This is a genomic window from Streptomyces fulvoviolaceus, from assembly GCF_000718165.1.
Taxonomy (GTDB): domain Bacteria; phylum Actinomycetota; class Actinomycetes; order Streptomycetales; family Streptomycetaceae; genus Streptomyces; species Streptomyces fulvoviolaceus.
This window is the reverse complement of the sequence record NZ_JOEY01000016.1, coordinates 162694-183425: the sequence shown is the minus strand read 5'-3', so window position 1 is coordinate 183425 and position 20732 is coordinate 162694. Positions and strand designations below refer to the sequence as shown.

General features: G+C 70.8%; 22 protein-coding genes. 13 read left to right on the top strand and 9 right to left on the bottom strand.

The genetic code is table 11. The features are described from left to right. Positions 1-27: 27 nt before the first annotated feature. Positions 28-441: an ATP-binding protein gene (locus IG08_RS0119120; RefSeq protein WP_030603576.1), complete on the bottom strand. Its 414-nt coding sequence runs from the start codon at positions 439-441 to the stop codon at positions 28-30. A 247-nt stretch (positions 442-688) separates the two neighbouring features. Here IG08_RS0119120 and IG08_RS0119115 point away from each other — a divergent pair, with 247 nt between their 5' ends. Both IG08_RS0119115 and IG08_RS0119110 read left to right on the top strand, forming a co-directional pair. After that, positions 689-1540 (top strand): helix-turn-helix domain-containing protein, encoded by an 852-nt coding sequence (locus IG08_RS0119115; RefSeq protein ID WP_030603574.1) that lies wholly within the window; start codon positions 689-691, stop codon positions 1538-1540. Positions 1541-1548: 8 nt separating this feature from the next. Beyond that, positions 1549-1746 carry a DUF397 domain-containing protein gene (locus tag IG08_RS0119110; RefSeq protein WP_030603571.1) on the top strand — a complete coding sequence of 66 codons (198 nt, stop codon included), beginning with the start codon at positions 1549-1551 and terminating at the stop codon, positions 1744-1746. Between the two features lie 204 nt (positions 1747-1950). Here the strand turns inward: IG08_RS0119110 and IG08_RS0119100 are convergent, their stop codons facing one another. Then, positions 1951-2175 carry a hypothetical protein gene (locus IG08_RS0119100; RefSeq protein ID WP_030603569.1) on the bottom strand — a complete coding sequence of 75 codons (225 nt, stop codon included), beginning with the start codon at positions 2173-2175 and terminating at the stop codon, positions 1951-1953. A 119-nt stretch (positions 2176-2294) separates the two neighbouring features. Here IG08_RS0119100 and IG08_RS0119095 point away from each other — a divergent pair, with 119 nt between their 5' ends. Further along, positions 2295-3872, top strand: coding sequence for a hypothetical protein (locus IG08_RS0119095; protein ID WP_158812258.1), 1578 nt, complete (start codon positions 2295-2297; stop codon positions 3870-3872). 28 nt (positions 3873-3900) lie between these two features. Here IG08_RS0119095 and hutI read toward each other — a convergent pair whose 3' ends face one another. The 4 genes from hutI to hutU all read right to left on the bottom strand — a co-directional run bounded on the left by hutI (position 3901) and on the right by hutU (position 9465). Then, the gene (hutI, locus tag IG08_RS0119090) at positions 3901-5076 is read right to left on the bottom strand and encodes an imidazolonepropionase (protein ID WP_030603563.1); all 1176 of its coding nucleotides are present in this window, start codon (positions 5074-5076) and stop codon (positions 3901-3903) included. A 20-nt stretch (positions 5077-5096) separates the two neighbouring features. Further along, on the bottom strand, positions 5097-6458 hold the full coding sequence (locus IG08_RS0119085) for a formimidoylglutamate deiminase (RefSeq protein WP_030603560.1): 1362 nt from the start codon (positions 6456-6458) through the stop codon (positions 5097-5099). Further along, complete coding sequence (locus IG08_RS0119080; protein WP_030603557.1) at positions 6455-7669, bottom strand: allantoate amidohydrolase; 1215 nt, start codon at positions 7667-7669, stop codon at positions 6455-6457. The genes IG08_RS0119085 and IG08_RS0119080 overlap by 4 nt, the downstream gene beginning before the upstream one ends. Positions 7670-7800: 131 nt before the next feature. Continuing rightward, complete coding sequence (gene hutU, locus IG08_RS0119075; protein WP_030603554.1) at positions 7801-9465, bottom strand: urocanate hydratase; 1665 nt, start codon at positions 9463-9465, stop codon at positions 7801-7803. A 129-nt stretch (positions 9466-9594) separates the two neighbouring features. On the opposite strand from hutU, the gene IG08_RS0119070 reads away from it, so the two are divergent. From IG08_RS0119070 to IG08_RS0119050, 5 genes are all read left to right on the top strand, one after another. Next, the gene (locus tag IG08_RS0119070; RefSeq protein ID WP_030603551.1) at positions 9595-10998 is read left to right on the top strand and encodes a type III PLP-dependent enzyme domain-containing protein; all 1404 of its coding nucleotides are present in this window, start codon (positions 9595-9597) and stop codon (positions 10996-10998) included. 170 nt (positions 10999-11168) lie between these two features. Beyond that, positions 11169-11567, top strand: coding sequence for a hypothetical protein (locus IG08_RS0119065; RefSeq protein ID WP_030603548.1), 399 nt, complete (start codon positions 11169-11171; stop codon positions 11565-11567). Beyond that, positions 11564-12343 (top strand): hypothetical protein, encoded by a 780-nt coding sequence (locus IG08_RS0119060; RefSeq protein ID WP_030603546.1) that lies wholly within the window; start codon positions 11564-11566, stop codon positions 12341-12343. Before IG08_RS0119065 ends, IG08_RS0119060 begins: the two co-directional genes overlap by 4 nt. Positions 12344-12377: 34 nt before the next feature. Next, positions 12378-12878, top strand: coding sequence for a roadblock/LC7 domain-containing protein (locus IG08_RS0119055; protein ID WP_030603543.1), 501 nt, complete (start codon positions 12378-12380; stop codon positions 12876-12878). 14 nt (positions 12879-12892) lie between these two features. Continuing rightward, complete coding sequence (locus IG08_RS0119050; RefSeq protein ID WP_030603540.1) at positions 12893-13267, top strand: roadblock/LC7 domain-containing protein; 375 nt, start codon at positions 12893-12895, stop codon at positions 13265-13267. Positions 13268-13455: 188 nt separating this feature from the next. Here IG08_RS0119050 and IG08_RS0119045 read toward each other — a convergent pair whose 3' ends face one another. The 3 genes from IG08_RS0119045 to IG08_RS0119035 form a co-directional block, all read right to left on the bottom strand. Continuing rightward, positions 13456-14049 carry a hypothetical protein gene (locus IG08_RS0119045; RefSeq protein ID WP_234342909.1) on the bottom strand — a complete coding sequence of 198 codons (594 nt, stop codon included), beginning with the start codon at positions 14047-14049 and terminating at the stop codon, positions 13456-13458. Positions 14050-14130: 81 nt separating this feature from the next. Beyond that, the gene (locus IG08_RS0119040) at positions 14131-15003 is read right to left on the bottom strand and encodes a MurR/RpiR family transcriptional regulator (RefSeq protein ID WP_234342908.1); all 873 of its coding nucleotides are present in this window, start codon (positions 15001-15003) and stop codon (positions 14131-14133) included. Further along, positions 15000-16508 (bottom strand): aromatic amino acid ammonia-lyase, encoded by a 1509-nt coding sequence (locus IG08_RS0119035; RefSeq protein ID WP_030603530.1) that lies wholly within the window; start codon positions 16506-16508, stop codon positions 15000-15002. The genes IG08_RS0119040 and IG08_RS0119035 overlap by 4 nt, the downstream gene beginning before the upstream one ends. A 142-nt stretch (positions 16509-16650) precedes the next feature. Between IG08_RS0119035 and IG08_RS0119030 the strand changes: the two genes are divergently transcribed. From IG08_RS0119030 to IG08_RS0119010, 5 genes are all read left to right on the top strand, one after another. Further along, entirely contained in the window at positions 16651-17685 is a 1035-nt protein-coding gene (locus IG08_RS0119030; protein WP_030603528.1) for an ABC transporter ATP-binding protein, read from the top strand. Beyond that, a complete protein-coding gene (locus IG08_RS0119025) occupies positions 17682-18323 on the top strand; it encodes an ABC transporter permease (RefSeq protein WP_030603527.1) in 642 nt (213 codons plus the stop codon). The genes IG08_RS0119030 and IG08_RS0119025 overlap by 4 nt, the downstream gene beginning before the upstream one ends. A 2-nt stretch (positions 18324-18325) precedes the next feature. After that, entirely contained in the window at positions 18326-18988 is a 663-nt protein-coding gene (locus tag IG08_RS0119020) for an ABC transporter permease (RefSeq protein WP_030603525.1), read from the top strand. A gap of 11 nt (positions 18989-18999) precedes the next feature. Beyond that, positions 19000-19935 (top strand): ABC transporter substrate-binding protein, encoded by a 936-nt coding sequence (locus IG08_RS0119015; protein WP_030603523.1) that lies wholly within the window; start codon positions 19000-19002, stop codon positions 19933-19935. 115 nt (positions 19936-20050) lie between these two features. Then, positions 20051-20713 (top strand): carbonic anhydrase, encoded by a 663-nt coding sequence (locus IG08_RS0119010; protein ID WP_030603521.1) that lies wholly within the window; start codon positions 20051-20053, stop codon positions 20711-20713. The last annotated feature ends 19 nt before the right edge of the window (positions 20714-20732 follow it).

Genomic DNA, 20732 nt, shown 5'->3' with positions numbered 1-20732 from the left:
TCCTTTCTGTCCGATGTGATCAACGGTCTAGGCGGCGGCCAGGTCACACCACACGTACTTGCCGCGATTGCCGTTCCGGGTGAGCGGCTGCCAGCCCCAGAGATCGGCGCAGGCCCGCACGAGAGCGAGCCCCCGCCCCTCCTCCGCACCGATGAGCTCCGCCAACTGCCCCGGCGCTTCGGGCGGTTCGGGATCCGCGTCCCACGCCCCGATCCGCAGCACCCCGGCCGACCAGCGCAGCCGCAGCGCGGCGGGCCCTTTCGTGTGTCGTACGGCGTTGGAGACCAGCTCGGCCGCGAGCAGCTCGGCGGTGTCCACCAGGCGGATGAGGCCGTGCAGGGCGAGGACGAGACGGAGAGTACGGCGGCAGACGGTGACGGCACGGGGGTCGTTGGGGATGTACAGGGTGTACTCCCAGGGGGCGGTTTCGTCTTCGGGCATGGCTGAGCTCCCGTCGGAGGAGGAGAGGAGGAAGGGGAGTCGGCAATCCTGCGGGGCGGCGGGCGGTGGCATTGCCGCAACCGTCATGGCAGGACGGGGCGGTGCGCTTCCGGGATCCCGGCATTCCGCACTGCGTGCGTCGCATCACTGACGGTAGGGCCATAATTTGGGACCGCGCAAGTCGTTGCCGTAATCTGCCCCTCGAACGAGGTGCTGCTCCAGGGCAGTTGGAGGCAAGGGAGACGACATGGCGCGCCGGAAACAGCCCACCGCACGCCAGGAGCGCCTAGGCGCTGAACTACGAAAACTGCGGGAGGCCGCAGGGCTCAAGGGACGTGAAGCTGCCGCACTGCTCGGGACGGACTCAGCGCAGATGAGCCAGATCGAGTTCGGAACCGCGGGCGTGAGCGAAGCGCGTGTCCGCCAGCTCACCTCTCACTACTCCTGCACGGACGACGAGTTGATTGCGGCGCTGGCGGCCATGGCAACCGACCGGACACGCGGCTGGTGGGAGGAGTACCGGGGGCTGCTGCCCACACCGTTCCTGGACCTCGCCGAACTGGAGCACCACTCCACCTACCGTCTGGACGTGGAGTTCCTGCACGTGCCCGGCCTGTTCCAGACGGAGGACTATGCACGGGCCGTCTTCTCGTACCGAGTGCCCGAGCCTCCGGAGAACGACCTTGAGTTGCGTGTCCGCCACCGCATGGAGCGCAAGGTCGTCATCGAGCAACTGGCGCCCATCCCGTATGAAGCGGTGATCCACGAGGCGGCACTTCGCATCAGAGTCGGCGACCGCACAGCAGCCCGCTCTCAGCTCACGCACATCCTGGAGCTCTCCGAGGCGGAACACATCACCGTGCGCGTCATCCCCTTCGACCTGGACGACTTCGCCGGCGCCACGAACGCCATGATGTACGTGGGCGGCGCCGTCCCCAAGCTGGACACGGCAGTCCGCGACGCACCCCAGGGCGCTGCCTTCATCGACTCCGAAGCCCAACTCGGCGCCTTTCGAACGCTCTTCCGTAAAGTGGAAGCTGCGTCACTCGACCCCGAACGGTCGCGCGACTTCATCCACGGACTGGCGAAGGAACTGTGAGGCACGCCGTGACCACCCCCGACACCTGGCAGAAGTCCTCCTACTCCGGAAGCGGCGACGGCAACAACTGCGTGGAAATCGCAAACCGCCGCACTCGCATAGCAATACGCGACTCCAAGGCCCCCGCCCACGGCACCCTCTCCTTCCCGCCGGGCACCTTCACCACCTTCGTCGAGACGCTCAAGACAGCCGCTTCCCTCAAGTGAGCGCCAGCGTCGACGCACCGGCCCCGACCACGAGAGCCACGAACAGGGCAACCTCGACGCCGTAGGTCTCCGTAAGGCCACCCGACACGACCTGACCGGCGGCCGTCCCAAGGGGACCACTGCCGCACAGGATGGTCATGGCGTCGCTGGGCCCATGGCTTCTGAGCCAGGACGGTGACGGGGCTGTTCCGTATAGTCGGCCGATCACTGATTTCTGCTGGAGACCAGGGCCGTACGCGTCCAGGCGATGAGCTGCTGCACGATCGCCTGAGCCCCAGCGCTGTGCCGGGGAAAGAACGGCAGCAGGATGAGGGCCGGCACGGACGCCAGTGTCACGACGAACAGCGGAAGTAGCGCAAAGAGGACGATGAGCACCCGCTGGGCCCAACGGGCCCTAGTGACGACGGCTGACCAGGACGACGGTGCCATGACGGATGCGTTCCTTTCGGATGTGGCGACTGGGAACCCGTCCACTGTCGGTGGCGTCCGGTACGTTGCGAAAGCGGCAACGGTTGCCAACGGTGCGTCAACTGATGGGGAGATGAGCAGTGGCCGAGTCAGCGCCCTCAGCCAGGAGTTCATGGGAACTGGAGCGGGGGGAGGTGCGCGAAGTTGCCGAGTTGGGCAACGCGTTGACCGACCTGTTCAACACCCTGAAGATCACTCAGAACGCATACGCCGTTCGCATCTCCATGGACAAGTCGATTGTCTCCAGGTACCTGAGAGGTCGGAAAGTCGCGACCCAGGACTTCATAGACCGTCTGGTACGGGAGGTCGAGACTAGGCGAGGCGCCTCCGTCCAACCCGAAGTACGGAACCGGCTGACGCAACTCAGACTGGACGCGCTCAAGGTCACCAGCCCCGCCACGTACGAACTGGAGGCCCTGCGCGCCGAGATGGTCCAGTCGGAGCGCAAGGTACAGATGCTGGTCAGGCATCAGGAAGCCCTGCACGACCTGCTGGAGAAGCGGGAGACGGATGTCCGCACGGTCCAGGGAGAGCTGGAGGCCGTACGGCAGGACTGGACCGCGGATCTGCTGCGCGCGGAGCGGGCCGAGATCGTGCTGCACGAACGGGCCGAGCAGCACTCCACGGAGCGTGAACGACTCGTCGAGGAGATCACCCGGCTCAGGGCCGAGCTGTCGGAGATCGCTTCTCTGAAGGCCGAGGCGGAAAGGCGTTGCGCCGACCTCGAAGCTCGGGTCAGAGCCATGGAAGAAGAGCTGGCCACCGGGCTCGGCACGAGCGGCGAGTCGCAGCTTCCACTTGCCTTGTTCAAAGAGCAGTTGGCGAGGCTTGTCGAGGCGGGCGAGCAGCGGGAGGCGTCAAGAGAGGTCGCGGAGGCGGCCTGGGGGCGGTCCATCGGCGAGATCGCTGCTCTGGTCGCGTGGCTTTCGGAGCGGCGGGACTACAGCCGGAGGGATCGGCTGATCGCGGAAGTTGCTCATGCCCGCGACGTGGAGGAGTTGGCCGAGTTCGGGCACCTGGTCCGAAACCCTGGGAAGGGTTACCTTCCATCCGTACTCATCAACGAGACGGCGGCAGTTCGATCGCCTCAGGAAGTCATCCACCTACACACTGAATGGCTGGACTGCTGGTCCCCCCGAGGGGGGAGCCTGTTGAAGGCCCTGCTCCGCTCCCCTCGGGACGAAGGCGATGTCGTCGAGACACTCTCCCTTCTCGATCCGATGGACATGGTGGCCCTCACCCTCCTCAGGGAACTCCGGGGAACTCCAAGCTACGACCGGCGCTACACGAGAATCATTACTCGGCTGGAGGAAATTGGGTGCGAGGACGCAGCCACGGCACTTTGCGAGAACCTGTTTTGGAGACTCAGTGTGCCGCTGAAGTCGCTGCTGAGTGGTCTGAATGACCAACAGTGCGCCTCTTTCACCGGCGTCTTGCTCCGGTCAGTACCAATCGAGGTCATCACCCACTGGCTGGTGAAGGACTTCACACATTCGTCGGGCCGAGCAGATGATGAATTCCAACTCGACCACCGGGTAGCGGCGTTCATCGACATGGTGAGTGCGACGGGTCGGCTCCCAGAGATGCGGGCGTCGATAGCCGCTGTCAATCCTCGCTCAGCTGCCGCCTCCTCTGTCCTCAGGTACCTCGAGAACTGACCGCCCAGACTGGGTAAGGCCCGCTCCGTCAAACCACCCGAACCCCTCGCCGCCACACCCCGCTGACCAGCGGCACCCCCGGCCGGTACGCCAGGTGTACATGGCTGGGCGCGTCCAGGAGGGTCAGGTCGGCGTACGCGCCGGGGCTCACACGGCCGATGTCCTCGCGGCGGAGGGCCGCCGCCCCGCCCGCCGTCGCCGACCACACCGCCTCGTCCGGGGTCATCCCCATGTCCCGTACCGCGAGCGCGATGCAGAACGGGACGGAGGAGGTGAAGGACGAGCCCGGGTTGCAGTCGGTGGAGAGGGCCACGGTGGCGCCCGCGTCGAGGAGGCGGCGGGCGTCCGGCCACTGGGCGCGGGTGGAGAACTCGGCGCCGGGGAGGAGGGTGGCGACGGTGGCGCTGTTGGCCAGCGCGTCCACGTCCTCGTCCGTCAGGTGGGTGCAGTGGTCGGCGCTGGCGGCGTCGAGTTCCACGGCGAGCTGGACGCCCGGGCCGTAGGAGAGCTGGTTGGCGTGGATGCGCGGGTGCAGGCCCTTGGCCTTTCCGGCGCTCAGGATCGCGCGGGCCTGGTCGCCGTCGAAGGCGCCCTTCTCGCAGAAGACGTCGATCCAACGGGCGTACGGGGCACAGGCGTTCAGCATCTCGCCGGTGACGAGGGCGACGTAGGCGGCCGGGTCGTCGGCGTAGTCGGGGGACACGATGTGCGCGCCGAGGTAGGTGACCTCGTCGGTGTGCTGTGCCGCGATGCGCAGGGCGCGGGATTCGTCCTCGACCGTCAGGCCGTAGCCGGACTTGGTCTCGAAGGTGGTCGTGCCCTGGCGGAGGGCCTCGGTGAGGTAGCGGGTGAGGTTCGCCTCCAGGTCGGCGTCCGACGCGGCGCGGGTGGCGGCGACCGTCGTACGGATGCCGCCCGCGGTGTACGACCGCCCCGACATCCGGGCGTTGAACTCCTGCGTCCGGTCGCCCGCGAAGACCAGGTGCGAGTGGGAGTCGACGAAGCCCGGGAGGACGGCCCTGCCCTCGGCGTCGACCCGGTTGTCAGTGGCGGGTGCTTTGCTTGATTCACCGGTCCACGCGATGCGGTCGCCGACGATGACGACGGCCGCGTCCTGGATCAGACCGAGGGGAGATCCGTCACCCAGGGAGGGGTCGTTGGTGACCAGCGTGGCGATGTTGGTGATGACGGTGGTGCTGCTCATGGCGTCCTCGTGGGTGGTCGTCAGGTGCGGAGGGCGTCGACTGCCCGCGCGAGGGCTTGGGGCACATCGGGTACGAGCGTGTGGACCCCGTCTCGTACGACGTGCCGCCCTCCGACGATCGTGTGCCGTACGTCCGCCGCCGTCGCCGCGAATACGGCGGTCTCGGCGCCGAGCCTGGGCACCGGCCCCGCTGTTCTGACCGAGTCGAGCGCGATCGTGGTGAGGTCGGCGAGCGCGCCCTCCTCGATGGTGCCCGCCTCGTCCCAGCCGAGGGCCGCGTGTCCGTCGGCGGAGGCGGCCCGCAGCAGGGCGGCAGCCGTCCAGTGACCGCGGGTGCGGGTGCGCAGGCGCTCGTTGAGCTCCATCGCGCGCGCCTCTTCGAGCAGGTCGATCACGGCGTGGCTGTCGGAGCCGAGGGAGAGCGGGGAGCCTGCCCTCTGGAGGGCCACCGCCGGGCCGATGCCGTCGGCCAGGTCGCGCTCGGTCGTCGGGCACATGCAGGTGCCGGTGCCGGAGTCGCCCAGCAGCGCGATGTCCTCGTCGGTGAGGTGCGTGTTGTGGACGCCCGTGGTGCGCGGTCCGAGGACACCGTGCTCGGCGAGGAGCTGCGTGGGCGTGCAGCCGTGGGCTTCCCGGCAGGCGTCGTTCTCGGCGGTCTGCTCGGACAGGTGCACATGGAGCGGGGCCCGCCGCTCCTCGGCCCACCGTGCGACGGTCGCCAACTGGGCGGCGGGCACCGCCCGTACGGAGTGGATGGCCGCCCCGATCCGCGCGTGATCCCGGTCCTTGAGAACTGAACAGCGTTCCGCCCAGGCGTCCGCGCTGCCGTCGGAGAAGCGGAGCTGGTGGGTGGTGGGCGGCTGCCCTCTGTGCTTGTTCAGAAGGGCGGAGGAGAGGTAAGCGGTGTCGAGGAGGGTGATGCGGATACCGGCTTCGGCGGCGGCCTCGACGAGGGCCTCGCCCATCGCGTTCGGGTCGGCGTAGGGGGTGCCGCCCGGGGCGTGGTGCACGTAGTGGAACTCGCCGACGGCCGTGATGCCGGCCAGCGCCATCTCGGCGTACACGGCACGGGCCAGCGCGTGGTAGGTCTCCGGGGTCAGCCGGTCGGCCACGGAGTACATGACCTCGCGCCAGGTCCAGAAGGTGCCGGAGCCGACCTGCACGGTGCCGCGCAGGGCACGGTGGAAGGCGTGCGAGTGGGCGTTGGCCAGCCCCGGGAGGGTGAGGCCGCGGAGGATCTCGGCGCCCGGGGGCGGGGTGGGGACCTCTTGGCGGACGGCCGCGATGCGACCGTCCTTGACGTCCAGGGCCACCCCCGGCTCGACGTGGGTGTCGAGCCAGGCGTGTTCCAGCCAGTACGTCCGCGTGTGGGGGTGGGTCACCTGCAGGCCAGCCCTTCCAGTACGTCGGCGAGTGCGGTCACCCCGGCCACGCAGTCGTCCTCGGCCGCGAACTCGGCCGGGGAGTGCGAGACGCCCGTGGGGTTGCGCACGAACAGCATGGCGGTCGGGATGCGGTCGGAGAGGATTCCGGCGTCGTGTCCGGCGCCGGTGCCGAGGACGGGGACCGTGAGGTCGGTGGCTCCCTTGGTGGCCTTGCCCAGGATGCGGGCGAGTTCGTCCCGCAGGGCGTGGTCGAACTCCACGACGGGCGTGAAGGACTCCCGGACGACCTCGAGGTCGACGCCGTGCGCGGCGGCGTACTCGCGGGCGGCCTTCTCTACCCCGTCGACCACCTGGTCCAGGCGCTCCTGGTCGGCGGCGCGGGAGTCGAGCCAGCCGCGCACGAGGGAGGGGATGGCGTTGACGCCGTTCGGCTCGACGGAGATCTTGCCGAAGGTGGCGACGGCACCGGCGAGTTCGGCCTCGCGGCGGGCCGCGAGCACGGTCTCGGCGTACGACAGCATGGGGTCGCGCCGGTCCACGAGCCGGGTGGTGCCCGCGTGGTTGGCCTCGCCCCGGAAGTCGAACCGCCACCGTCCGTGCGGCCAGATGGCGCTGGCGATGCCGACACGGTCTCCGCTGAGGTCGAGTGCCCGCCCCTGCTCGACGTGCAGCTCGACGAACGCGCCGATGCGGGCGAGCCGCTCCGGGTCCGCTCCGATGGCGTCGGGGTCGTACCCGGCGGCCTCCATGGCCTGCGGCAGCGTGACCCCGTCCCCGTCGGTGAGCCGGTGCGCCTGCTCGACGGTGAGCTGCCCGGCGGTCAGCCGCGACCCGACACAGGCGAGCCCGAACCGGGCGCCCTCCTCGTCGCCGAAGTTGACGATGGCGAGGGGCTTGGTGAACTGCACTCCCCTGCCGCGCAGTTCATCGAGGGCGGCGAAGGACGACACCACCCCGAGGGGCCCGTCGAAGGCCCCGCCGTCGGGCACGGAGTCGAGATGCGACCCGGTGACGACGGCGTCCCCGGCGGAGGGATCCCCGAGCCAGGCCCACTGGTTCCCGTTCCGGTCGACCTCGTGGACCAGCCCACGCCCCTCGGCCTGCTCCTTGAACCAGGCCCGGCATTCGCCGTCGGCACCGGTCCAGGCGTAACGGCGGTAACCGCGGGAGTCGGGGTGCCGCCCGATGGGGAGCAGCTCGCGCCACATGGCGTGGAAGGAGCTGCCGGTTGGCCCGCCGGGCTGTGGGCAGTCGTTCCGCAGGGCGGAACGGGTGGGCACAGCCGGACCCGCGGACGGCGACGAGACCTCAGCCCCCACCGAAGTGTTGCCGCCCTCCTTCACGCCGAGTCACCTTCACGCATCGGCACCCGGACACCGCGCTCGGCGGCAGTGGTCTCGGCGATGTCGTAGCCCGCGTCGACGTGCCGGATGACGCCCATGCCGGGGTCGTTGGTGAGCACGCGGCGCAGCTTCTCGCCAGCGATCTTGGTGCCGTCGGCGACGGAGACCTGGCCGGCGTGGATGGAGCGGCCCATGCCGACGCCGCCGCCGTGGTGGATGGAGACCCAGGAGGCACCGGAGGCGACGTTCACCATGGCGTTCAGCAGGGGCCAGTCGGCGATCGCGTCGGAGCCGTCGAGCATGGCCTCGGTCTCGCGGTAGGGGGAGGCGACGGAGCCGGAGTCGAGATGGTCGCGGCCGATGGCCAGGGGAGCGGCCAGTTCGCCGGACGCCACCATGTCGTTGAAGCGCTCGCCGGCCTTGTCGCGCTCGCCGTAGCCGAGCCAGCAGATGCGGGCGGGCAGGCCCTGGAAGTGGACGCGCTCGCCGGCCAGCTTGATCCAGCGGGCCAGGGACTCGTTCTCCGGGAAGAGGTCGAGGATCGCCTTGTCCGTCTTGTGGATGTCGGAGGCCTCGCCGGACAGGGCGGCCCAGCGGAAGGGGCCCTTGCCCTCGGAGAAGAGCGGGCGGATGTAGGCGGGGACGAAGCCCGGGAAGGCGAACGCCCGCTCGTACCCGGCGAGTTGGGCCTCGCCGCGGATCGAGTTGCCGTAGTCGAAGACCTCGGCACCGGCGTCCATGAAGCCGACCATGGCCTCGACATGCTTGGCCATCGACTCGCGGGCGCGGGTGGTGAAGCCCGCCGGGTCCTTGGCCGCGTAGGAGGCCATGTCGTCGAAGTCGACGCCCGTCGGCAGGTACGCGAGCGGGTCGTGGGCCGAGGTCTGGTCGGTCACGATGTCGATGGGGGCGCCCTCGGCGAGCATGCGCGGGAGCAGGTCGGCGGCGTTGCCGAGGAGGCCGATGGAGAGCGGCTTCCGCTGGTCACGGGCCTCCACCGCCAGCTGGAGGGCGTGCTCCAGGGAGTCCGCGCGAACGTCCAGGTACCGGTGCTCGATGCGGCGCTCGATGGCGCGCGGGTCGACGTCGATACAGATCGCGACGCCGTCGTTCATCGTCACGGCGAGCGGCTGGGCGCCGCCCATGCCACCGAGGCCGGCCGTCAGCGTGATGGTCCCTGCGAGGGTGCCGTTGAACTTCTTCGCGGCGACGGCGGAGAAGGTCTCGTAGGTGCCCTGGAGGATGCCCTGGGTGCCGATGTAGATCCAGGAGCCGGCGGTCATCTGGCCGTACATGGTCAGCCCGAGGGCCTCCAGGCGGCGGAACTCCTCCCAGTTGGCCCAGTCGCCGACGAGGTTGGAGTTGGCGATCAGGACGCGCGGGGCCCACTCGTGGGTCTGCATGACGCCGACGGGGCGGCCGGACTGGACGAGCATCGTCTCGTCCTGCTTCAGAGTCCGCAGCGTGCGGACCATCGCGTCGAAGGAGCGCCAGTCACGGGCCGCCTTGCCCGTGCCGCCGTAGACGACGAGCTTGTCGGGGTGTTCGGCGACCTCGGGGTCGAGGTTGTTCTGCAGCATCCGCAGGGCGGCTTCCTGCTGCCATCCCAGGGCGCTCAGTTCCGTACCACGCGGTGCTCGTACGGGGCGGGGTCCTGACATGGTCTGCCTCCTAGCGGATTGTTGCTGCCGTTATTCACATCCTGGCTTTCTGAATAGAACTAGTCAATAGCCAGACGCGTCAGTACGGGTGGGCAACGGATATTTGGCCGGATGCGCGAGCCTGGATGCATGGGCACGGGCGACGACATGACGGGGGACATTGTGAGCGACGGAAACAACAGCGGGACGGACCGTGCGGCTCGCCGCGACGAAGCGGTGCGGGCCGCGGTCGAGCAGGGCCTGCTCGGGCCCGGCTCCCCCATCGTCGGCCTTCTCGACGTCACCGGCATCCGGGAGTCGGCGGCAGAGCTGCGGGCGGCGTTCGACGCGGTCACGGCGCCCGGCACGCCCGTGCTGCACGCCTTCGCGGTGAAGGCGACCCCGCTGGTGCCGGTGCTGCGGCTGCTGCGCGAGGAGGGCATCGGCGCGGAGGTGGCGAGCCCGGGTGAGCTGGCACTGGCGCGGGTGGCGGGGCTGCCGCCGGCCCTGACGGTGCTCGACTCGCCCGCCAAGACACCGGCCGAGCTGCGGGAGGCGCTGGCGCTGGGGATCGCCGTCAACGCGGACAACCCGCAGGAGCTGGACCGGATCGACGCCCTGATGCGGTCGGCGGCGAGCCGCTCCCCGCTCGGGATCCGGGTGAACCCGCAGGTGGGAGGGGGTTCCATCGAGGCGCTGTCCACCGCCACGGCGACCTCGAAGTTCGGGGTGGCCCTGCGGGACGAGGGGGCGCGGGAGTGGGTGGTGCGGGCGTACGCGGACCGGCCCTGGCTCACCCGGCTGCACGCGCACACCGGGTCGCAGGGCATCCCGCTCGTCCTGATGGCCCAGGGCATCCGGGAGACCTATGCGCTCGCCGAGGAGATCAACCGGCGCATCGGACGGCCGCAGATCGACACGATCGACATCGGCGGCGGGCTGCCGGTGAACTTCGCCTCGGACGTGACGACACCGACGTACGCGGAGTACGCGCGCGTGCTGCGGGAGACGGTGCCGGGGCTGTTCGACGGGCGGTACGGACTGGTCACCGAGTTCGGGCGGTCACTGCTGGCCAAGCACGGCACGGTGGTGGCGCGGGTCGAGTACGCCAAGAGCGCGGGCGGCCGGCCGGTCGCGGTGACGCACGCGGGCGTGCAGGTGGCGACGCGGACGGTGTACGTACCGGAGGCGTGGCCGCTCAGGATCACGGCGTACGACGGCAAGGGGCGGCCGAAGACCGGGCCCGAGGTGGTGCAGGACGTCGCCGGTCCGGCCTGTTTCGCGGGCGACCTGCTGGCCGAGGGGCGCGCACTGCCCCTGCTGGAGCAGGGCGACTACGCGGCGGCGCTGGACACGGGCGCGTACTACTTCGCGCACCACTACGCGTACAACTCCCTCGCCCGGCCGGGCGTCTACGGCTTCGCCCCGGACGGGACCGGGGGCGTGACCTTCGCGACCGTGCGCGAGCCGCAGACGGTCGCCGAGATCGTGGCCGAGTCGGGAGGGGCGCACGCCGACGCGCTCACCACCCTCCGCGCACCGGGGCGCCCTTGACGCACACCGGCGGACCCATTGATCAAAGAGTGTGAAAACAGGGCCAGTTGACCCACCTTAGTCACTCGTCGCATGTTCCACCGGAAAATGCCAGAACCCTCACCCCTCGCGCACACGTTGCGTAGCTTCGTCGTCACTCAGCCGAACTCCAGGCGGGGAGGGGAACGACGGTGCCCGGAATCGACGAGTGCCTGCTGGAAGCCATGCGACTGCCCGGTGCCCGGGGCGCCGCACTGGTCGACTGGACGAGCGGGCTGGCCCTGGGCGCCGTAGGGGAATCCCCGGGCGGCGACCAGGAGGCGGCCGCGGCGGAGGCCGCCGAGCTCGCCCGGCTGGCCGCCGAACAGCACGCCTTCACGGCCGACGGGGGCACGGAGGAGGAGGGGGCCGACCCTCCGGTCGAGGACCTCATCCTCAGCAACCGGGACAGCTATCACGTGCTGCGGTTCGTACGGACGTCCTTCGACAGCAGCGTGTTCCTGCACCTGTGGCTGGCCCGCACGGAGGGCAACCTCGCGCTGGCCCGCATACGGCTCGGCGAGATGGCCGGACGGCTGGTGCTGGGATGACCACCGTCCGGACCACCACGCCCGCCCCGCCGCCCCGCCTGCCCGTGCGGGACAAGGCGGCCGCCCTGGACCGGGGCTGGGGCGGTGTCTCGCCGATGCTGACCCGGCTCGCCGCCGAGCGGGCCACCGGCATCCTGGTCCGCGAGCGCGGCACGCTCCACCTCGCCGACGGCCAGGTGGTGCACGCCGAGAGCCCGTCCGCCCCCGGCCTGGACACTCTCCTCACACCCCACGGCGGGGACCCCGCCCCGGGCGCCCTGGAGCTGTGCCACCTCACCGCGCTCTACGACGCCGCGTACTTCACCCTCGCCCCCAGCAGCACGCCCGGCCGCTTCCGCTACGGCTCCGCCGTCGGACTCGACGGACCCCTGGCGCTCGGCGCCGTACGCCCCGTCCCCGTGGCCGCCCTGGAGCGCGAGACGCTCCGCCGCCGCGACCTGCTGCACCGCATCTGGCCCGACCCGACGACGGACGAGGCCCCGCTGACCCGGCCGGACCGCGTCGGGGCCCCGCCCTGCCCGGCCCGGCGGCGGGCGGTGCTGGCCCGGGTGGACGGCGTACGGACGGCGCTGGACATCGCGCGGGAGCTGGGGCGCCCGGCGTTCCACACGCTGGTGGACGTACGGCGGCTGGCGGCGGCCGGTGTCGTCTCGCCCCGCCCGCCGACGCCGGCCGAGGCGCCCCCGCCGCCACCCCAGCCCCTCCTCGAAACCGAGGTCGTCGATCCCCACATCACGTTGCTGAAGAGGCTCAGGGATGCGCTGGAGGCCCTTTGAGCGGCAGCGGACCCGCGCCGAGAGGAGAGACCCGATGGCAGCAGCGCAGGACGGGATCCTGGAGGAACTGCGCCGGCTCAGAGCCCGCGTGCCACAGCTCACCGGCGCCTTCGCGGCCGGCCTCGACGGTCTCGTCCTCGCCCAGGACACCCCGGGGGTGGACCCCGACAACGTGGCCGCGCTCACCAGGACCGCCCGCGACCTCGCCGCACAGCTGGCGGACGCGACCGGGCAGGGGGACTTCCGCGAACTGCTCGTGCGCGGCGTGTACGGCTACGTCGCGACCTACGCGGCGGGCGACGCCGCCCTCCTGACGCTGCTCGCCCAGGACCGCGTCAACATCGGCCGCCTCCACCTGGAGGGCCACCGCGCCGCCGCCCGTATCGCGGAGCTCCTCGACACCCACGCGGCCATGGCGGCCCGGGCACCCGCCAAACCGGCCCGAACGGCCGCCAAGCCCGGCCCGGCCCGGGCCCGGAACGCGCGCACCCCACGCCCCACGACCACCAACACCCGTACGACAGCCGAAAGTTGAAAGGAAGTTCCGTCATGGCCAACACCGAAACCTCGTTGAAAGAGGCGCTCGCCTCCATCGAGGGCGCGACCGGAATCGCGCTCGTCGACTACACCAGCGGCATGGCGCTCGGCACGCTGGGCGGCAGCAAGAGCTTCGACCTGGGCGTGGCCGCCGCCGGCAACACCGATGTCGTCCGCGCCAAGATGCGCACCATGGAGCACCTCGGGCTCAAGGGCCAGCTCGAGGACATCCTGATCACCCTGACCGACCAGTACCACCTGATCCGCCTGATCACCGGCCGCGGCGGCAACGGCCTCTTCCTCTACCTGGTGCTCGACGCCAAGAGGTCCAACCTGGCGATGGCCCGCCACCAGCTGAAGAAGATCGAGGAGGACCTGGAGGTCTGACCAGGGCCAAGCGCTCCGCTGGCTGTGTCGATTTGCGGCTGCGCCGCGGGGCCGCGATAGGCCGTCGCTTTGCTGCGGCGCCGTCGTGGCTGGTCGCGCCCACGCGGCGGTAGCCGCACATTCAACACAGCCCCGCGCCCCTGGGGGGCGGGGCTGCGCCCCGGCCCCCACGGCGAGGAACCATCTGCTCAGACCAGCGCTGCGGTGCGGCGACGCGCCCCGCCCGGGGCCGCGTCGCCCGCCGCGATTCCGGTGCTGCGGTAGGCCTTGACCGTCTTGCCGGCCGGGCTCCCGCCGTGCGCGCCGAGCCAGTCGACACGCACCCACAGCAGCGCGTTCTCGGCCCGTTCGCGCCGTCCGAGCCAGGCGGCCTTCAGCCCGAGGCCCGTACCGCAGCCGGCGAGCAGCATGCCGCCCGCGACGGGCACGGCGAACGAGCTGCCCAGCGCGACCAGCCACGCGAGCAGCAGCCACCAGCGGTGTCCCCGGCGCCAGTTGCGCACGCTCACCGCGCGGTCCTGGAGCACGTCGTGCTTGCCGGCGCGGACGGCCGGACGGGCCAGCGCGACATAGCGCTTGCGGCGCGTGTACGACACCACCGCCGTAGCGATGATGAACAGCGCCGCTCCCGCCATCACGCCGATCCGGCGCCCCGTCAGCCCCGGTATCAGCAGCCCGACACCCGCCGCGAACACCCCGAGCCACCACATGGGCGCGACCCCGGCGCGTACGACGACAGCCACCCGAGCCAGGCCTTGACCTCCGCGAACTCCGCGTGCCACGTTCCGCCTCCTCGTCCGACCGGCACATTCCCTAGGGCGCGCAGGCTAGCGAGCGAAGGTGAGACGAGCCTTAAAGCCGCATCACTCGACGAACAGCCCCCGCGCCGCCGCCCGCGCGTCGAACTCCTCCAGCCGCGCCTGCGCGTCCGGCAGGTCGTCGCACATCGCCTCCAGCAGGACCCGGCCGAGCAGCATCGGCGCGCAGGCCGTGTCGAAGGCGAGGCCGGTGCCGACGGCGGCCGGCAGCAGCAGGTCGGACACCTTGGCGACCGGCGCGAACGCGGAGTCGGCGACGGTCACGACCGTGAGGCCCGCCTCCTTGGCATAGGCGAGCGTGTCCACGACCTCGCGCGGATGCCGGGGCAGGGCGAAGCACAGCAGCGTCGACGCGCCCGCCCGGACCGCGGCGTCGATGCGGTCGTGGATCATCGTGCCGCCCTCGTGGAGCAGCCGTACGTCCGGATGGACCTTGGCGGCGAAGTACGCGAAGCCGTACGCCTGCGAGGCCGCCGCGCGCAGCCCGAGGACGGGCAGCGGGCGCGAGGCCGCGAGCAGCCGTCCCGCCTTCTGCACGGGCCGCGGGTCGGCGAGGACCTCCGCCAGGTGCTTGAGGTTCTCGATCTCGGCCTCGACGGCCTGCTGGTACTCGTTGTACGACGCCGAGGCCGCCGTCTGTTCGCCGGGCGCGACCTCGCGCAGGTGCTTGCGCAGCGCCGGGTAGCCGTCGAAGCCGAGGGCGACCGCGAAACGGGTCACGGAGGGCTGGCTGACCCCGGCCAGTTCGGCCAGCTCCACGCTGGACAGGAACGGCACGTCGGCGGCCCGCCGCACCATGCTGTGCGCGATGCGCCGCTGGGTCGGCGTCAGCCGGTGCCCCTCGAACAGCGCCTGCAGCCGCGCCGCGGGGCTGTCGACCACACTCGCCTCCACGCCCATGTCGCTCTCCGCGCTCATGCCCCGTTCCCCCTCCAGATCTCCGTGAACCGGTCGAGCAGTGCGGCCGCCGCCTTCACGTCGTCCGTGAGCGGCCGGTCGGCCGGGTTCTCGTCGAGCACCGACTCGGCGAGCTCCAGCGCACGGCCCACCGGAAGGTCCGGTTCGGGCCGGAGGCCGCGCTGGCGCAGCGCCCGTACGGCGGCGACGAGTTCACAGCCGACCACGAGACGGTACGCGCCGCACAGACGCAGTGTCTGACGTGCGGCGAGCGAGGCGAAACTGGCCTGTTCCTCGACGCCCCGGGAGAGTACAGCGTGGCCGAGCGAGGCGGGCGCCGAGAAGGCCCGCAGGTCGCCGAGGGCGGCCGCGGCGGCGTACTCCAGGATCATCACGCCGGAGGCGCCGGGCTCCTGGTCGGCGAGGAAGGGTCGCAGCCTGGTGAACCCGGGCTCGTTCAGCGAGGAGAGCCGGGACGTCGACAGCCGGGCCACCTGGGTCAGCGCCAGCCTGAAGTGGTCCAGGGCGAGGGCGAGTTGGGCCTGGTAGAAGCCGCCGTGGTGGTAGGCCGTCATGTCCTCGGGGGCGATCAGGGGGTTCTCCGCGGCCGCGTTGATCTCGATCGCGAGGACCTCCTCCAGGGCGTCCGCCGCGTCCTGGGCCGGGCCGTGGATCTGGGGCAGGCAGCGGAAGCCGTACGGGTCCTGGATCCGGCCCAGCGGCGGGGTCGGCCGGTCCTCGGCGCCGATGAACTCCCGCATGCGGCGGGCGACTTCACTGGAGCCGCGGTGCGGTCGGGCGGCGTGCACGGGGGCGGCGTACGCCTCGTGCGAGCCGTCGACCGCGAGCAGGGAGAGGGCGCCGACGACCTGGGTGGCCTCCACCAGGCCCCGCAGTTCGTGCAGGGCGAGGGCGGCCTGGCCGAGGGTGAGGGCGTTGCTGCTGATGAAGGCAAGGGCGTCGTTGTTGTCGATGGGCTGGGCCTCGGGGGCGCCGGATCCCCGCCAGGGGTGCTCCCCCGCCAGCGCCAGTCCGGCCTGTGCGAGGGCCGCGATGTCCCCCGTGCCGACCGACCCGAACTCGTTGACGACCGGATACGCCCCGCCCTCCAGCGCCTCGCACAGGGCCGTGACGACGGTGGGCCGCAGCCCCGCACCGCCCGCCAGCAGCTGGTTGGCCCGCACGGCGAGCATCGCCCGCACCTGCCGGGCCGGCAGCTCGTCCCCGATCGCCCCGGCGTGACTGCGCAGCAGACGGAGCCCGTGCTCGGCGGCCGCCTCGGTCGGCACGTCCTCGTTCCGGTTGGCACCGACGCCGGTGGAGCGGCCGTAGACGCGGCCGGTCGCGGCGATCTGCCGGGCGGCATCCCAGGATTCGGTCACCCGCTTCATCGCCTCGGTGCCGGGAACCGGCCGCGCGGTCCCGTCGGCGAGGCGCGCGACGTCCTCGACGCCGAGTCCGATCCCGTCGAGGACGACCAGGCCGGTGTGGACAGAACCGATCGTGTCCACGATCCGAGACGACATAGAGCCTCAAACTCCCCTCAATCCGGACATCCGATCTTGCCCTTCGGTCAGCCGTTACGTCGGATTAACGCCGGACCGTTGACAAGCTATTCACTCACCAAGAACTCTGCATGAGGTTATACAGCCGGGCAAGGGACAACTCATGATCCAGTTCGACGCGGTCCACAAGCGCTTCCCCAACGGCACGACAGCAGTGCACGATCTCACCCTCGACATGCCGGAAGGCGGCGTGACCGTCCTCGTCGGATCCTCCGGTTGCGGCAAGACGACCACCCTCAGGATGATCAACCGGATGGTCGAGCCGACCTCCGGCACCATCCGGGTCGGCGGCAAGGACGTCACCCGGCAGGACGCGGCCGAACTGCGGCGTTCCATCGGATACGTCATCCAGCAGTCGGGCCTCTTCCCGCACCGCACGGTGCTCGACAACATCGCCACCGTGCCGCTGCTCCTGGGCCACGGCCGACGCAAGGCCCGGGCCCGCGCGGCCGAGCTCCTGGAGACCGTCGGCCTCGCCGCCGACGCCGGCAAGCGCTACCCCCACCAGCTCTCCGGCGGCCAGCAGCAGCGCGTCGGCGTCGCCCGCGCGCTCGCCGCCGACCCGCCGGTGCTGCTCATGGACGAGCCGTTCGGCGCGGTCGACCCGGTCGTCCGCACCCAGCTCCAGGACGAACTGCTCCGGCTCCAGAAGGAGCTGAACAAGACCATCGTCTTCGTCACGCACGACGTCGACGAGGCGGTGCGGCTCGGCGACCAGATCGCGATCTTCCGCACCGGCGGTCACCTGGTGCAGTGCGCCACGCCCAGCGAGCTGCTGGCCCGCCCGGCCGACGACTTCGTCGCCGACTTCCTCGGCGCCGAGCGCGGCCTGAAGCTGCTCTCGCTGAAGACCCTCGCGGAGGTCCCGCAGGGCCCGGCGCCGGAGGGCGGCGCCTGGACGCTCGTCCTCGACGAGGCGGACAAGCCGGTCCACTGGGCCTCGCAGGACGCCGAGATACCCGTACGACCGCTCAAGAACGAGGACTCCCTCCTCGCGGCCCTCAACGAGTCCGTCGCCTCCCCCACCGGCCTGATCGCCCGCGTCGACGCCGCCGGCGTCCTCACCGGCGTCTCGTCCCGTGACGACATCCACACCCACGCCGGCCAGGCACACACCGAGGCGCGGGTGGCCGTATGACCATCGACTGGTCGTGGATATCCGGCCACACCGACGACCTCACCACCCTCACCGTCTCCCACCTCCAGGCGGCCCTGACCGCGGTCTTCTTCGGCCTGCTGATCAGCCTCCCGCTGGCCGTGGTGGCCCACCGGGTCCGCCCCCTGCGCGGCCTCCTGCTCGGCCTCTCGAACATCCTGTTCACGATCCCCTCGATCGCGATCTTCGTCCTCCTGCTGCCGATCAGCGGCCTGACCCGCACCACGACCGTGATCGGCCTGACCGTCTACACCCTGGTCGTCCTGCTGCGGAACACGGTCGAGGGCCTCGACTCGGTCCCCGCGAAGACCAAGGAGGCGGCGAAGGCCATGGGCACGCGCCCCCTGCGCACCCTCCTCACCGTCGAACTCCCCCTGGCCCTCCCGGTGATCATGGCGGGCGTCCGGATCGCCACGGTCATGTCGATCTCGCTGGTCTCCGTCGCGACCTACATCGGCGACGGCGGTCTCGGCCAGCTCTTCACCGACGGCTTCCAGCGCAACTATCCGACCCCGGTGATCGTGGGAGTGGTCCTCACTCTCCTGCTCGCCGTCGTGGCGGACGCACTGCTGGTCGCCATCCAGTACGTCCTCACCCCCTGGAAGAGGAGGCGAGCCTAGAAATGTACGAGCTCTTCAAGAACCTCGGCAGCTGGCTGACCAGCGGCGCCCAGTGGTCCGGCTCGGACGGCATCGCCCACCGCCTCGCCGAACACCTCCAGTACTCGCTCCTCGCGACCCTCATCGCGATGGCGATCGGCCTCCCGCTCGGCCTGCTGATCGGCCACACCGGCAAGGGCGCCTTCCTCGCGATCAACCTCGCGTCCTTCGGCCGCGCGCTGCCGACCGTCGGCCTGGTCGTCCTCGTCTTCCTAGCCAGCGGCCTGTCCATGACCCCGGTCTACGTCTCGCTGGTCGCCCTCGCGGTCCCGGCGATCGTCACCAACACCTACGCGGGCATGACGGCCGTGGACCCCGACGTGAAGGACGCGGCACGCGGGCAGGGCATGCGCGGCCACCAGGTGCTGTTCCAGGTCGAGTTGCCGCTCGCCCTCCCCCTGATCATGACGGGCCTGCGTCTCGCGCTCATCCAGGTCGTCGCCACGGCCACGATCGCCGCGTACGTCTCCTTCGGCGGCCTCGGCCGCTACGTCTTCGACGGCCTCGCCCAGCGTGACCTCGTCCAGGTGCTCGGCGGCGCGGTGCTCGTGGCCGCGGTCGCCGTCGTCCTCGACCTGGCCCTCTCCGGGCTCCAGCGCTTCCTCTTCCGCCACCGCACTGCCTAGGGACCCTTTCGATGAACCGTCGCACTCTCCTCGGCGCGCTCGCAGGAGCGGCCGTCACCGTCCCCGCCCTGTCCGCCTGTTCCAGCGGCATCACCTCACTCGACAGCACCGGCACGACGTCCGGTGGCGGCGGCTCCAGCAAGAGCGGAGTCACCATCGGCACCGCCAACTTCACCGAGAACCAGGTGCTGGGCTACCTCTACGCCGCCGTACTGGAAGCGGCCGGCGTCAAGGTGACCGTCCGCCCCAACCTCGGCACCCGCGAGATCCTCATCCCCGCCCTCAAGGGCGGCGACATCGACCTGCTCCCCGAGTACCAGGGCGCCCTCCTCCACTACCTGGACCCCAAGGCGACGGCCACGGAGGAGGGCGAGATGCAGAACGCCCTCGCCATCGCCCTCCCCGCCGGCCTCCAGATCCTGCCGTACGGCATGGCCGAGGACTCGGACGCCTTCGTCGTCACCCAGGAGACGGCCAAGAAGTACGGCCTGGCCTCCCTCGCCGACCTGAAGAAGCAGAACGGCAAGCTGGTCATCGGCGCCGCGCCCGAGGTGAAGAAGCGTCAGGTGGGCGTCGTAGGACTGAAGGACGTGTACGGGGTGGAGTTCAAGGAGTTCAAGTCCCTTGATTCCTCGGGCCCCTTGGTCAAGGGCGCCCTGAAGAAGGGCGACGTGGACGTCGCGAACCTCTTCACCACCGACACCGACATCCAGGCCAACGACTGGGTGGTCCTGACCGACCCCAAGAACCTCATCCCCGGCCAGCATGTCGTCCCCCTCATCGCCGACCGCAAGGCCGACTCCACGGTCCGCAAGGCCCTCGCCGAGCTCGGCAACGTCCTGACCACCGCCCAGCTCACCGAGCTCAACCGCCAGGTGGACAAGGACAAGAAGGACCCGGAGGACGTGGCGAACACGTACGCCAAGCAGCACGGGCTGGCGAGGTGAGTGAAGTGAATGATCTGACGACGAATCAACCAAGTGTCGTTAAACAGCACTAAGGGTGACTGATCGGATGCATACGGTGAAGGAGCGCTATCGGTACGACTCCTGAGGACGCGTCATGGCCTCCAACCGCAGGGCCTTTCTGACGGCCACCGCCGTCGGCGCACTGGCCGCCGCCCCGGCAGCGGCGGCCCCCGCCGCCACCGACCACCCGACCGACCCCCACACCGCGCTCGCGGAACTGCTCGCCGGCAACCGGCGGTACGCCACCGGCCACGAGCGCCACCCGCACGAGAGCCGCCCGCTGCGGCACCGGCTCGCGAGCGTGCAGCACCCCTTCGCGGTGATCGTCGGCTGCATCGACTCCCGCGTCCCGCCCGAGCTGGTCTTCGACCAGGGGCTCGGGGACCTGCTGTGCATAAGGACGGCCGGCCAGGTACTGGACGAGGCGGTGCTCGGATCCGTCCAGTACGGCGTCGAGGAGCTGCGCATTCCCCTGGTGCTGGTGCTCGGACACGAGCGCTGCGGGGCCGTCGCGGCGACCCTCGACCATCTGCGCACCGGCGCCCCCGTCCCCGGCCATCTCGCCCTCCTGGTCGACGAGATCGCCCCCGCCGCGCGCCGCACGCGAGCGGTCCCCGGCGACTGGGCCGAGCACACGATGACCGCGCACACGGCCTGGGTACGGGACGCGATCCGCGCGGACCCGGCGTTCCGGCAGGCCCATGTGACGGCGGCGCGCTTCGACCTGGACACCGGGCTGGTCTCCCTCCTCCCCTGAGAAACCCTTCGTGAAGAGA